Source organism: Cellulosimicrobium sp. G4 BAM 1002, from assembly GCF_057126935.1.
Window position 1 is genome coordinate 372,714 of the sequence record NZ_CP182109.1, and the last position, 12,661, is coordinate 385,374.

At 73.8% G+C, this 12,661-nt stretch carries 10 protein-coding genes; 3 read left to right on the top strand and 7 right to left on the bottom strand.

Annotated elements, in window-relative coordinates; translation table 11 throughout:
- Nucleotides 1–2: 2 nt before the first annotated feature.
- Complete coding sequence (hemE, locus tag ACMXGY_RS01750; RefSeq protein ID WP_483775170.1) at nt 3–1,163, bottom strand: uroporphyrinogen decarboxylase; 1,161 nt, start codon at nt 1,161–1,163, stop codon at nt 3–5.
- A gap of 50 nt (nt 1,164–1,213) precedes the next feature.
- Between hemE and ACMXGY_RS01755 the strand changes: the two genes are divergently transcribed.
- The 3 genes from ACMXGY_RS01755 (at nt 1,214) to ACMXGY_RS01765 (ending at nt 6,005) form a co-directional block, all read left to right on the top strand.
- The gene (locus ACMXGY_RS01755) at nt 1,214–2,590 is read left to right on the top strand and encodes a glutamyl-tRNA reductase (RefSeq protein WP_483775171.1); all 1,377 of its coding nucleotides are present in this window, start codon (nt 1,214–1,216) and stop codon (nt 2,588–2,590) included.
- Nucleotides 2,587–3,522 carry a Ppx/GppA phosphatase family protein gene (locus ACMXGY_RS01760; protein WP_483775172.1) on the top strand — a complete coding sequence of 312 codons (936 nt, stop codon included), beginning with the start codon at nt 2,587–2,589 and terminating at the stop codon, nt 3,520–3,522. The genes ACMXGY_RS01755 and ACMXGY_RS01760 overlap by 4 nt, the downstream gene beginning before the upstream one ends.
- A 116-nt stretch (nt 3,523–3,638) precedes the next feature.
- Nucleotides 3,639–6,005, top strand: a complete 2,367-nt coding sequence (locus tag ACMXGY_RS01765; protein ID WP_483775173.1) for a sulfatase-like hydrolase/transferase — start codon at nt 3,639–3,641, stop codon at nt 6,003–6,005.
- Nucleotides 6,006–6,010: 5 nt separating this feature from the next.
- Here ACMXGY_RS01765 and ACMXGY_RS01770 read toward each other — a convergent pair whose 3' ends face one another.
- The 6 genes from ACMXGY_RS01770 to ACMXGY_RS01795 form a co-directional block, all read right to left on the bottom strand.
- Nucleotides 6,011–6,448 (bottom strand): VOC family protein, encoded by a 438-nt coding sequence (locus ACMXGY_RS01770; RefSeq protein ID WP_483775174.1) that lies wholly within the window; start codon nt 6,446–6,448, stop codon nt 6,011–6,013.
- A gap of 67 nt (nt 6,449–6,515) precedes the next feature.
- Nucleotides 6,516–6,965 carry a helix-turn-helix transcriptional regulator gene (locus ACMXGY_RS01775; protein ID WP_483775175.1) on the bottom strand — a complete coding sequence of 150 codons (450 nt, stop codon included), beginning with the start codon at nt 6,963–6,965 and terminating at the stop codon, nt 6,516–6,518.
- Complete coding sequence (locus ACMXGY_RS01780) at nt 6,962–8,278, bottom strand: CoA transferase (RefSeq protein WP_483775176.1); 1,317 nt, start codon at nt 8,276–8,278, stop codon at nt 6,962–6,964. Before ACMXGY_RS01780 ends, ACMXGY_RS01775 begins: the two co-directional genes overlap by 4 nt.
- A 63-nt stretch (nt 8,279–8,341) precedes the next feature.
- Complete coding sequence (locus tag ACMXGY_RS01785; RefSeq protein ID WP_483775177.1) at nt 8,342–10,144, bottom strand: hypothetical protein; 1,803 nt, start codon at nt 10,142–10,144, stop codon at nt 8,342–8,344.
- A 126-nt stretch (nt 10,145–10,270) separates the two neighbouring features.
- Nucleotides 10,271–10,756, bottom strand: a complete 486-nt coding sequence (locus tag ACMXGY_RS01790) for an NUDIX hydrolase (protein WP_483775178.1) — start codon at nt 10,754–10,756, stop codon at nt 10,271–10,273.
- 170 nt (nt 10,757–10,926) lie between these two features.
- Nucleotides 10,927–12,588: a glycoside hydrolase family 10-like protein gene (locus tag ACMXGY_RS01795; protein ID WP_483775179.1), complete on the bottom strand. Its 1,662-nt coding sequence runs from the start codon at nt 12,586–12,588 to the stop codon at nt 10,927–10,929.
- Nucleotides 12,589–12,661 lie beyond the last annotated feature (73 nt).

Below are 12,661 nucleotides of genomic sequence, written 5' to 3' on the forward strand. Positions count from 1 at the left end.
GCTCATGGTCGGGTCGCCTCGTCCCGCTGGTCGGTGGCCGTGTGGGTGTCCCCGGCGAGCGAGTGGACGAGCCCGACGACGCGCGTCAGGACGTCCGGGTCGGTGTCCGGCGGGACGCCGTGCCCGAGGTTCACCACGTGCCCGGGGGCAGCGGCACCGCGTCGCACGACGTCGCGCACGTGCGCCTCGAGCACGTCCCACGGCGCGGCGAGCAGCGCGGGGTCGATGTTGCCCTGGACCGGGACGGGTGCGTGCCCGTCCGCGAGGAGCCGCGCCGCGTCGTCGAGCGGGGTGCGGTAGTCCACGCCGACGGCGACGTCCCGCACCCCGGCGGCCGTGACGGCGTCGCGCATGGCGGGCAGGAGGTGGCCCGTCCCGGTGCCGAAGTGGACCACCGGCACGCCGAGGTCCGCGACGTGCCCGAGCGCGCGCGTGCTCGCCGGTGCGGCGCCCGCCGCGTAGTCGGCGAGCGAGAGCGAGCCGGCCCACGAGTCGAAGAGCTGGGCGGCGCTCGCCCCGGCGGTCACCTGGGCGCGCAGGAACGTGCCCGTGAGGTCGGCGGCCCAGTCGACGAGGCGCTGCCAGGTCTCGGGGTCGCCGCGCAGCAGGGCACGCGCCGCGAGGTGGTCGCGCGACGGACGGCCCTCGACGAGGTACGCGGCGAGCGTGAACGGCGCGCCCGCGAACCCGATGAGCGGGGTCTCGCCCAGCGCGTCGACCGTGAGCGCGACGGCCTCCGTGATGGGGGCGAGCGCCTCCTCGGTGAGCTCGGTCTCCACGAGGCGCGCGACGTCGTCGGGCGTGCGGTACGCCTGGCCCATGACGGGGCCGACGCCCGGCGCGATGTCCACCTCGACCCCCGCGAGCCGCAGCGGCACGACGATGTCCGAGAAGAAGATCCCAGCGTCCACGGCGTGGCGGCGGACGGGCTGGAGCGTGATCTCCGACGCGAGGTCGGGGCGCAGGCACGAGTCGAGCATGCTCACGCCCTCGCGCGCGGCGCGGTACTCGGGCAGCGACCGGCCCGCCTGGCGCATGAACCACACCGGTGTGATTTCCGGCCGGATTCCCGTGGTGCCCGCACGCAGGGCCTGCACGAGCGGGGAACGGTCGGTACGACCGTCGGTCAGGGGATGGCCCGCGGAAAGGGCGACAGGAATCACAGCTACCGATTCTGCCTCTCTCTCGGTGGAATGATTAAATCGGAGGCACTGTGGCTCTTCTCTCCCTCACGGCCAGCCACCACGAGCTCGACCTCGACGCCCTGGAACGACTCTCCACCGGGGCGCACTCGATCGGCGGCTCCGCGGTCGCGGCCTGCGACGTGATCACCGGTGCCGTCGTCCTCGCGACGTGCAACCGGTTCGAGCTGTACCTCGACGTCGACGCCCCCCTCGACGGGCCGGGCGTGCGCCACGCGACCGAGCACGTCGCGCGCATGGTGGCCGACGCCTCCGGGGTCGACGTCGCCGAGGCGAGCGCCGCCTTCACCACCCGCGCCGGGACCGAGGTCGCCGAGCACCTGTTCTCCGTCGCGTCGGGGCTGGACTCGATGGTCGTCGGCGAGCGTGAGATCGCGGGCCAGGTGAAGCGCGCGCTGGAGACGGCGCACGCCGACGGCGTGACGTCGTCGGCGCTCGAGCTCCTGTTCCAGACGGCGTCGCGCACCTCGAAGAAGGTCAGCACGTCGACGACGCTCGGCGGGGCCGGGCGGTCGGTCGTCGCCCTCGGTCTCGACCTCGCCGCGGCCGAGCTCCCGCCGTGGCCCCAGGTCCGGGCCGTCCTCATCGGCACCGGCTCGTACGCGGGCGCGAGCCTCGCCGCGCTCCGCGCGCTCGGGTGCGACGACGTCCGCGTGTACTCGCAGTCCGGGCGCGCCGCGGAGTTCGCCGCCGCGCGCGGGGTCGAGGCCGTGACCGACCTCGTCGCCGCGCTGGAGGACGCCGACCTCGTCGTGTCGTGCAGCGGTGCCCGGGGCCGGGCGGTGGCAGAGGCCCGGCACGAGCAGGTCATCGAGCACGTGCTCGACGCCGCAGCGGTCGTGCGGGCGCGCGAGCGCGCCGCGGTCCGGGCGGGCGAGGAGCCCGAGGCGCGTCCGACGGTCGTGCTCGACCTCGCGCTGCACCGCGACGTCGACCCGCGCGTCGCCGACGTCGAGGGCGTGCTGCTCTACGACCTCGCGACGCTCGCGGCCCACTCGCCGGCGATCTCGTCGCAGCTCGTGGCGGAGGCGCGCGCGATCGTCGACGACGCCACGCGGGCGTTCGAGGAGACACGTCTCGGGCGCGCCGCGGACGCGGCCGTCGTCGCGCTGCTCCAGGACGCCGAGCGACGCATCGCGCTCGAGGTGGCCGACGTCGTCGCGCTGCGCGAGGCGGACGGCGACCCGGTCGAGCCCGACGAGGCCGAGGAGATCGCGCGCAGGGTGCGCCGTCGCGTCCACGCCGACCTGCACCGCGCGATCGTCGCGGCTCGGGCCGAGGCCGTCGCGGCGGCTCAGGCAGAGGAGCGAGCCGTCGTCGCGGACGCGCAGGCGCTGGCCGACGGCGCAGCGACGGACGACGAGGTCGCCGCTACGCTCGGCGCGTGAGTCCCACCACGCGCCTCGGTGTCCTCGACATCGGCTCCAACACCGTGCACCTCGCCGTCGTCGACGCCGCCTACGCGGCGCGGCCCGTCCAGGCGGCCGGAGCGCGCACCGTCGTGCGGATCATGCGCTACCTGCAGCCCGACGGGTCGCTCTCGGCGGAGGGCGTCGAGGCGATGCTCGGCGCCGTCGACGACGCGATGCGGCTCGCGCGCGAGTCCGCCGTCGACGAGATGCTGCCGATGGCGACGTCGGCCCTGCGTGACGCGACCAACGGCCCGGAGGTGCTCGCGGCCATCGGCGAGCGGGTCGGCCAGCCGGTCCGCGTGCTGTCCGGCGAGGACGAGTCGCGGCTGACGTTCCTCGCCGCGCGCCGCTGGCACGGCTGGGCCGCGGGGCGGCTGCTCGTCCTCGACATCGGCGGCGGCTCCCTCGAGATCGCGTCGGGCGTCGACGAGGAGCCCGACCTCGCGGTGTCGGTCCCGCTCGGCGCCGGCCGCATGACGATGGCGTTCCTCCCCGGAGACCCGCCCACGCCCGAGGACGTGGAGGCGCTGCGCGCGCACGTGCGAGCGACGCTCGCCCCCGCCGTCGCGGCGTTCAAGGACCTCCCCGCCCCCGACCACGTCGTCGCCACGTCCAAGACCTTCCGGTCCCTCGCGCGGCTGGCAGGGATGCAGACCGAGTCCGTCGGCCCCGACGACCGGTGGCGGATGCGGCGCTCGCAGCTCGCAGACTGGGTGCCGCGGCTCGCGCGCATCACGGCCGAGGGCCGCACCGCGCTGCCCGGGATCACGCCGGAGCGCACCTTCCAGATCGTCGCGGGCGGCGTCGTCGCGGTCGAGACCATGCGGGCGCTGGGCGTCGACGAGGTCGAGATCTGCCCCTGGGCGCTGCGCGAGGGCGCGATCCTGCGCAGGCTCGACCACATCTGAGGCCGTGAGGTCGGCGACCCGGCGCGGCTCGCTCTCATGCGGTCTGGGTGATGTGAGGCCTGGCCGACGTCCCTAGCGTCGGGAGGGTTCCGTCTGACCAGACCAGTGGAGGACCCATGCGCCCCGACCGGCACGCCCGCGCGATGCTCCCGATCCCTGACCGCCCGCCGGTCGGCCTGACGACGTACGACGCGAAGGACCCGGACACGGCGTACCCGCCGATCGAGCCGCTGCTCCCGCCCGACGGCGCGCCCAACGTGCTCGTGATCCTGCTCGACGACGTCGGCTTCGGTGCGTCGAGCGCGTTCGGCGGGCCGTGCGCCACCCCTACGGCGGAGCGTCTCGCCGCGAGCGGGCTCCGGCTCAACCGCTTCCACACCACGGCGCTGTGCGCGCCCACGCGCCAGGCCCTGCTCACGGGGCGCAACCACCACTCGGTCGGTATGGGCAGCATCACCGAGACCGCGACGTCGGCCCCCGGGAACAGCTCGCTGCGGCCCAACACCAAGGCACCCCTCGCGCTGACGCTGCGCCTCAACGGCTACTCGACGGCGCAGTTCGGCAAGTGCCACGAGGTCCCGGTCTGGCAGACGTCGCCCATGGGCCCGTTCGACGCGTGGCCGACGGGCGGCGGCGGGTTCGAGACGTTCTACGGGTTCATCGGCGGCGAGAACAACCAGTACGACCCCGCGCTGTACGAGGGCACGACCCCGGTGGAGCCGCCCGCGACGGACGAGGAGGGATACCACCTCACGGAGGACCTCGTGGACCACGCCACGGCGTGGGTGCGGCAGCAGAAGGCGCTGATGCCCGAGAAGCCGTTCTTCGTCTACCTCGCGCCGGGGGCGACGCACGCACCGCACCACGTGCCGGCGGAGTGGATCGAGAAGTACCGCGGAGCGTTCGACGACGGGTGGGACGTCCAGCGCGAGCGCACCTTCGCGCGGCAGAAGGAGCTGGGCGTCGTCCCGCAGGACGCCGAGCTCACGGTGCGCCACGACGAGATCCCCGCGTGGGACGACATGCCCGACGACCTCAAGCCCGTGCTCGCCCGCCAGATGGAGGTCTACGCGGGGTTCCTCGAGCACACCGACCACCACGTGGGCCGGCTGATCGACACGCTCGAGGAGCTGGGCGTCCTCGACGACACCCTCGTGTACTACATCGTCGGCGACAACGGCGCGTCGGCCGAGGGGACGGTGAACGGCGCGTTCAACGAGATGGCGAACTTCAACGGCATGGCCGCGCTCGAGACCCCGGAGTTCATGCGCTCGAAGATGGACGAGCTCGGCTCGCCCAGCTCGTACAACCACTACGCCGTCGGCTGGGCGTGGGCGATGGACACGCCGTTCCAGTGGACCAAGCAGGTCGCGTCGCACTGGGGCGGGACCCGCAACGGGACCATCGTGCACTGGCCGAGCCGCATCGCCGAGAAGGGCGGCCTGCGCTCGCAGTTCACCCACGTCGTCGACATCGCGCCGACCATCCTCGAGGCGGCCGGGCTGCCCGAGCCGACGGTGGTCAACGGCGTGCAGCAGTCGCCGATGGAGGGGACGAGCATGCTCTACGCGCTCGAGGACGCCGACGCCCCGGAGCGCCACGACCTGCAGTACTTCGAGATGTTCGCCAACCGTGGGATCTACCACCGCGGCTGGAGCGCCGTCACCAAGCACCGCACACCGTGGGTGATGGTCGGCGGCGAGCTGCCCGCGTTCGACGACGACGTGTGGGAGCTCTACGACGGCTCACGCGACTTCAGCCAGGCGCACGACCTCGCCGGCGAGCACCCGGACGTCCTGGCGAGGCTCCAGCGCCTGTGGCTCATCGAGGCCACGAAGTACAACGTGCTCCCGATGGACGACCGGACGTCGGAGCGGCTGGAGCCGTCGATGGCCGGCCGCCCGACGCTCATCCGGGGCACGTCGCAGGTCTTCTACCCGGGCATGGGGCGCCTGTCGGAGAACAGTGTCGTGAGCATGAAGAACCGGTCGTTCTCGGTCTCCGCGGACGTCGAGGTGCCGAGCACCGGCGCCGAGGGCGTGATCATCGCCCAGGGCGGCCGGTTCGGCGGGTGGAGCCTGTACGTGCACGAGGGCCGGCTCACCTTCACCTACAACGTCCTCGGCATCCACCTGTTCACCGCCGTCGCGGACGAGCCGGTCCCTGCCGGGAGCCACGTCGTCCGCATGGAGTTCGCGTACGACGGCGGAGGGCTCGCCAAGGGCGGCGACGTCACCCTCTTCCACGACGACGCCCCGGTGGGCCGGGGCCGGGTCGAGGCGACCCAGCCCCTGGTGTTCTCGGCCGACGAGACCACGGACGTCGGCCACGAGTCCGGGACCTGCGTCTCCCCGGACTACACGACGCGCACGAGCCGCTTCACCGGGCGCCTGCACCGCGTCGTGCTCGACGTCGGCACGGACAGCCACGACCACGTCGTGAGTCCGGAGGAGCGGATGCGCATCGCGATGGCCAAGCAGTAGCCCGGTCAGCGGGGCGGAGAGGCGGGGCGCTCCGTGAGGCTGAACCAGTTGCCCGAGTCGTCGACGAACACGGCCTCGATCCCGTAGGGGCGGTGGGTCGGCGGCTGGCGGAACGTCACGCCCCGGGCGCTGAGCTCGCGGTACGCCCCCTCGCAGTCGTCGGTCTCCATGACGCCTGCGCCCAGCGAGCCCTTCGCGACGAGCGAGCGTAGCTGCTCGGCGGACTCCGGATCGCGGCCCATCGCGCAGTCGGACAGGACGATCGTGCGGCTCGGGTCGCCCTCCGGGCCGACGGTGAGCCACCGGAACCCCGCGCCGGCGCCCTCGAACTCCGCGCCCATGGACACGTCGTCGCGCAGCTCGAAGCCGAGGACGTTCGTGTAGAACTCCTTCGCGGAGTCCTGGTCGAGCACGAACACGGTGGTGTGGGACAGCGTGAGCATCGGGTCTCCTTCGTCCGGCCGTGGCCGGGTCGTCGGTCGCGGCCGTGCGGCCGCCTCGTCCTCGAGGCTAGGACCCGCCGGTGACGGTGGGCTTCTCCGATCGTGCGGAGCCGTCGGGCTGCGGCTGGCCCCAGGCGAGGGCGAAGCAACCGGGGACCGGCGGTGGTCCACCGCGGCGCACGTGCTCGTCGCGGTACGCGGTCGGCGACACCCCGACGACCGCCCGGAACCGTGCCGAGAACGAGCCGAGGCTCGAGAAGCCCACGGCGTGGCAGATCTCCGTGACGGTGAGGTTCGCCGAGCGCAGCAGGTCCTTGGCACGCTCGACGCGTCGCGTCGCGAGGTAGGCCACCGGGCTCGTCCCGAACGCGCGCGCGAACTCGCGCGCGAAGTGGAACGGCGAGTAGCCGGCGACGGACGCGACCGCCGCGAGCGTCAACGGTTCCGTGAAGTGCGCGTCCATGTGGTCGCGCGCCCGCCGCAGCGGCACCGCGACGTCGGCCGCCACAGACGTCACGAGACCCACCGCGGTGCGTCGGTGCCCCACGCGTGCGCGGGCGCCGGGTAGTCGTCGACCGGTGTCCCGGCGATCCGGTCGAGCGCCGGCCGGGCGGTGGACGCCTCGATCTCGCGGCCGTCCAGGCGTACCCGGTGCCCGACGACGCAGCGCGCCCCCGGCGTGCGGGGCGTCCCGTGGGCGGGGTCGCGGCCCGGAGCGGCCAGCAGGGCATGGGCGGTGCGGGCGAGCGCGCCGTCGACGTCGCGGCCCCGGCCGTCCACGGCACGCTCGGAGAGCGCGTCGACGACCGCGGCGGCGACGAGGTATCCCGTCGCGTGGTCGAGCGCCTGGGCGGGGAGCGCGCCGGGGGGTGCGTCGTCGGGCGGCCCCGTGGTCCCGTCGCGCGTGCCCTCCACGAGCGCGATGCCGCTCGCGGCCTGCACGATCGAGTCGAAGCCCGGCCGCCCGGACCACGGACCGTCGTCGCCCCACGCGGTGACGCGCGCGTGCACGGCGCCCGGAGGCGGCCGCAGGCCGAGGGCCTCGATCGAGCCCGGCCGGTAGCCGGTGACGAGCACGTCCGCCGCGCCGAGCAGCTCCTGGGCGCGCGCGAGGCCGTCGGGCGTCGCGAGGTCGAGGAGCGCCGACCGCTTGCCCTGACCGGTGTCGAGGTGCTGGACCTGGATCTCCGGCAGCCGGGGCGGGTCGAGCCGCAGCACGTCCGCGCCGAGCAGCGCGAGCGTCCGCGTCGCGACCGGCCCGGCGACGACCCGGGTGAGGTCCAGCACGCGCACCCCGGCGAGCGGCTCGGGCCCGGGCGTCAGCACCACGCGCCGGGCGACGTCGTCACGGACCAGCGTGCGGACCGGCGGCCCCGACGCCGCGGCCCGGCCGGGCGCGGACGCGCGCCACTCGCTCTCGGCGCGCACACGCGCGGCGATCGCCCCGACCTCGGCGGCGCGGTCCTCGACCTCCTGGGCCGGGCGGCCCACGAGCCGGGCGGCGAGGTCGTCGCGGGTCGCGTCGTCGGGCAGGCCGACGAGGGCCAGCAGTCGTGCGCGGTGGTGCGGGTAGTTGGCGTGCGTGCGGACCCACCCGTCCGACGTGCGGAAGAAGCCGGACAGCGGCGCGAAGCCCTCCACGGGCGAACTGTCGAGGCGGAGCAGACGGTCGCTGGTGAACGCCGCGGCGACGCGCTCGGGGTCGGGCGGCGCCCCGGCGTCGAACCCGCCCGCGCGCGCCGCGGCGTCGCGCACGGCGACGACCGACGCGACCGCGAGGTCCAGGACGGGCAGCGTCGCAGCGAGGAAGGTCTCGCTCGCAGCGTTCACGGGACGACGCTACGACCGGCGCGCCCGCGGCACCAGGGCGCCGCCCTACGGCGCCCCACGACGTCAGCCGGCCGGCGTGACCGTGCCGGGGAAGCGTGCGGCCGAGCGGTCGGTGATCGAGCCGTCGCCCGCGGCGTTGATGTCGGAGATCATCATGACGAGCTCGAGGTCGGAGTCCGCCGAGCGCGCAAGGCTGGTGGCGAGCTGGTACGGGTCCGTGACCGCGTTCCCGTCGTAGTCCGTCACGACCGCGCGCAGGTTCATGCCGAGGTTGTCGTTCTCCACGGCCGTGCGCACGCTCTCGGCGAGCCGGCCCATCTGCGACTCGGTGAGCGTCATCGTCACCTGCTGCCCGGGCGCCACCTCGCCCGGGACGGAGAAGCCCGAGAACTCGCGGGTGTTGAAGTACTGGGACGACATGTCGTCGGCCGTGACGTCGAACGAGTACGTGCGCGCCGAGGCGTCCTCGGTCCCGGAGGCGTCGAAGGCCTGTGACATGCGGAAGTCGCCGCGCTCGCCGTACGTCGCCGTGAGGAGCTGCTCGGTGCTGCCGTCGGGATTGGTCGTCGAGACGAGCGACCCGGTGTTCTGGCCGATCTCCCACTCGGCGCCCCCGACGGGGGTGTCGAAGCCGACCGTCGAGGTCGAGTCGTACTCGACGCGCTCGATCCTCGTGGTGCCCGAGATGCCGGTCGACGGGTCGGCGGGGATCTCGCCCGTGACGAGATAGCGGTCGTAGGCGGCCTGGCCCTCCGCCGTCGACAGGTCGAACTCGGCGCTGCGCAGCGACGCGCCGTCGAGCGACGTCGTGTTCCCGAGCATGACCTTGACGGCATCGAAGTCCACGCCGAGGCCGGCGTGGTTGGCGATCGCCTCGGTCGGGCCGGCGGTCACGCGCACCGTGTCCTCGCCGGTGCGCTCCACGACGCTGCTCACGCCCTCGGACTCCTTGACGGACGACTCGAGGGCGATGTGCCGGAACGCGGCGTTGAGCTCCGTCTCCCCGTAGCTGCCGCCGTCCATCGTCACGGACGAGCCCACCGGCATGCTGCGCGGGTCGAACGGGTTGATGGAGCCGGGGTCGGTGACCCCGGCGCCGTCGGGCACCTTGACCGTGTACTCGGAGGTGACGCCGGTCGTGTACCCGCCGCTGACGCCCGTGCCCCCCTTGTCGATGCCGCCCTCGATGCCGATCGAGACGTCGGACTTGTTCGTGTACGTCGTGAAGCCGTCCTCGGACTTCTCCCCGACCGTGTACTCGGCGCCGCCGTTGACGCCGAACGAGATCTTCGAGCCGTCCGTGGTCTTCATCCAGTCCGAGAGCGAGCCGGCGCCCGAGACCGTCGTCTCACCGCTCTCCGGGTCGTGCGAGAGACCGAAGCCGACCTTCGAGTCGGTGCCCTCCGTCGCCGGGCTCCCGGGCAAGCCGTTGTCGGTGCTCGTCGTGTCGGAACCCTTGACGGTGACGTCCGGACCGCCGGGAGCGTCGTCGGACCCCGAGCCGTCGCCCGCGTCACCGCCGCCCGAGCCGCCGGGCCCGCCCCCGGAGCCTCCGCCCGGTCCGCCCGGTCCGCCCGGAGCTCCCGGTCCGCCGCCCGTGCCGTCAGTGCTCGTGGACTCCTGCTGGTCGGCGTTCGTGCGGACCTTGTCCGCCGCGTCGCGCAAGGTCGCCGCCGCGGCGACGAGCGCCGGTCCGAGCTCCGCCGACCAGCGGCCACGGAGCTCCTCGCCGTCGGGACCGACCCAGCGGACCCCGGTCACCGCCGTGTCGAGGGACCGGCGCGCGGTCTCGAGCGAATCCGCACCCGTCGTGAGGCGCTGCGCGAGCGCGCGCAGCTCGCCGATGTCGGCTCCGTAGAACCCCATGGTCGTCCCCTCTCGCGCCGCGGCTCGTGCCCAGGGAGCGTATCTCCGTGTCGCCGGTGCGGCCGCCCGCGCCGATGGGGCGAGGTCCCCATCGGGTCACGGCGTCCAGACCGCGCGGGACGGTCGTCAGACGGCGGTCAGGACGCCCGCGAGCCGGTCGAGGACGATCTTCCCGGCGGGCGGGACGCGATCTGCCTCGGCGGGCGTGATCCACGCGAGCTCGGCGATCTCCGCGCTCGGGGCGGGCGCCGGAGAGCCGGGGAGCGGCTCGGCGTACAGGCAGTGCATGCGCACGAGGCGCCCGCCCAGCCCGTGACCGGGCGCCTCGGCGACGAACCCCGGCCGGACCGACGTCGGGTCGAGCCGCACGCCCAGCTCCTCACGGATCTCGCGGACCAGGGCCTCCGCGTCCGACTCGCCCGGCTCGACCTTGCCGCCCGGCATGAAGAAGCGGTCCTTGCCGCTCGTGCGGACGGTGAGGAGGCGGCCGTCGCGCACGTTCACCCAGCCCACGGTGCGTAGCGGGGGTTCCGTGGGGGCGGGCGCCGACGGCGCCTGGGTCGTGGTGGTGGCAGGGGCGGCTGGGGGTGCGGTGCGGTCGTCCGTGGTCACGTCACCACCCTGCCATCCCGCGCCCGCGTCCACGCGCACGCCGTCGGGCGGGGACTCCCGACGGCGCGTGGCGCACCCAGCGAGCCACGCGCCGTCGGGCCTGCCCCTCGCGCGGCCCCAGTTCCGGCGAAGGGCGATCGTGCCGGGTCACGGACCCGGCACGACGATCGTCACACCGACCAGCGGACCTGGCTCGGTGCGGACTCGTTCCAGACCCGGTCGAGCGCGGTCACCACGTACGTGTAGCGGCGTCCGCGCACGGCGGTCGGGTCGAGGAAGTCCTGCAGCACCCGGCCCTCCGCGCGCTGCGTCGCGACGAGGTTCGCCGGGTCCTCGGTGTCCACGTGCTTCACCCACCCGTCGGCACGGTAGACCGCGAACGACGTCGCCGCGAACCGCCGGCCGCCGGCGTCCGTCCAGTGGACACGGACGCCGTCGTCGCGCCACCCCGCCCACGCGACGACCGGGGTGCGGACCTTCGTGGCCGGCAGGTGCGGCATCGCGGGGACGATGGCCGGGTAGCGGTAGTGGTCGTCGCGCACGCGGGTCATCGAGCCCTGCGGGTCCGCCGGGACGTGCTTCGCCGAGAAGTACACGTTGCCGTGCACTGGGTGCACCTGCTCCTGGCAGTACGTCAGATGGTTCGAGAGCTCGGCCGGGTCGGTGAAGACGCCCGACGTCACCTTGTACAGCGCCTCGCCGATGTACAGCTGCGTGCCGGACTGCGCGGCGACGTCGGCCCACCACGGGACGAGCTGCGCGTAGTCCGCGACGGCGAGGCCGAGCTGCCAGTAGATCTGCGGGTTGATGTAGTCGAGCCAGCCCTCGAGGACCCACTTGCGCGTGTCGGCGAACTGCATGTCGTAGGACTGCGAGCCGCCGGTCTGGGAGCCGCGGGGGTCGGTCGAGGCGTTGCGCCAGATGCCGAACGGGCTGATGCCGAACTTGACCCACGGCTTGGTCTGCTTGATGCGCTGCGAGATGGACTCGACGAACGTGTCGACGTTGTGGCGCCGCCAGTCCTCGATGCGGTCGAAGCCCGCTCCGTGGGTCGCGAAGGTCTGCTGGTCCGGGATCGTCTGACCGGCGACGGCGTACGGGTAGAAGTAGTCGTCGAAATGCACTCCGTCGAGGTCGTAGTGCTCGACGCTGTGCAGGATCGCGGTCTTGATGTGCTCCTGGGCCTCGGGCAGGCCGGGGTCGAAGTAGAGCTTGCCGCCGTACGCCCACACCCACTCGGGGTGCTGGCGCGCGGGGTGCTCGGGCACGAGCTTCGACGGGTCTGCCTGCATCGACACCCGGTAGGGGTTGTACCAGGCGTGGATCTCGAGGTTGCGCCGGTGGCACTCCTCGACGACGAACCCGAGCGGGTCGTAGCCGGGGTCCTGGCCCTGCGTGCCCGTGAGGTACTGCGACCAGGGCTCGTGCGGGCTCGGCCAGAACGCGTCCGCGGTCGGGCGAACCTGGACGAACACGGCGTTGAGGCGGAAGTCGCGCGCGACGTCGAGCCAGTGCAGGAACTCGGCCCTCTGCTGGTCGGCGGACAGGCCGGACGCGGACGGCCAGTCGATGTTCACGACGCTCGAGATCCACATCGCGCGCAGCTCGCGCTTGCGTGGCGCCGGGGTGGCGGACGCCGCCGCGCGGGTCGCGTCGCCAGGTGCCGTGAGCGCGGCGGCCGGCGTGAGCGAGCCGATGGTCACTGTGAGCGTGCTCGCCGCGACCCCGGCCGTGGCGAGCGTGAGGAAGTGCCGTCGGCCGAGGCCCGCCGCGCGGTCGCGGGCAGCCTCGTCGGGGACGACGGGGGACGTGGGGGAGCCGTCGAGCGTCATTGCTGATCCTCCGGGTCGTGGAGCCGTGTGGAAGATACTTTCACACTGCGACCAGTCTGTGAAGGTTTACGCC

Coding starts and splice junctions, on each gene's coding strand:
- ACMXGY_RS01765 (WP_483775173.1), top strand. CDS start 3,639: ATGCGCCCCGACCGGCACGCCCGCGCGATGCTCCCGATCCCTGACCGC.
- ACMXGY_RS01770 (WP_483775174.1), bottom strand. CDS start 6,448: ATGCTCACGCTGTCCCACACCACCGTGTTCGTGCTCGACCAGGACTCC.
- ACMXGY_RS01785 (WP_483775177.1), bottom strand. CDS start 10,144: ATGGGGTTCTACGGAGCCGACATCGGCGAGCTGCGCGCGCTCGCGCAG.
- ACMXGY_RS01795 (WP_483775179.1), bottom strand. CDS start 12,588: ATGACGCTCGACGGCTCCCCCACGTCCCCCGTCGTCCCCGACGAGGCT.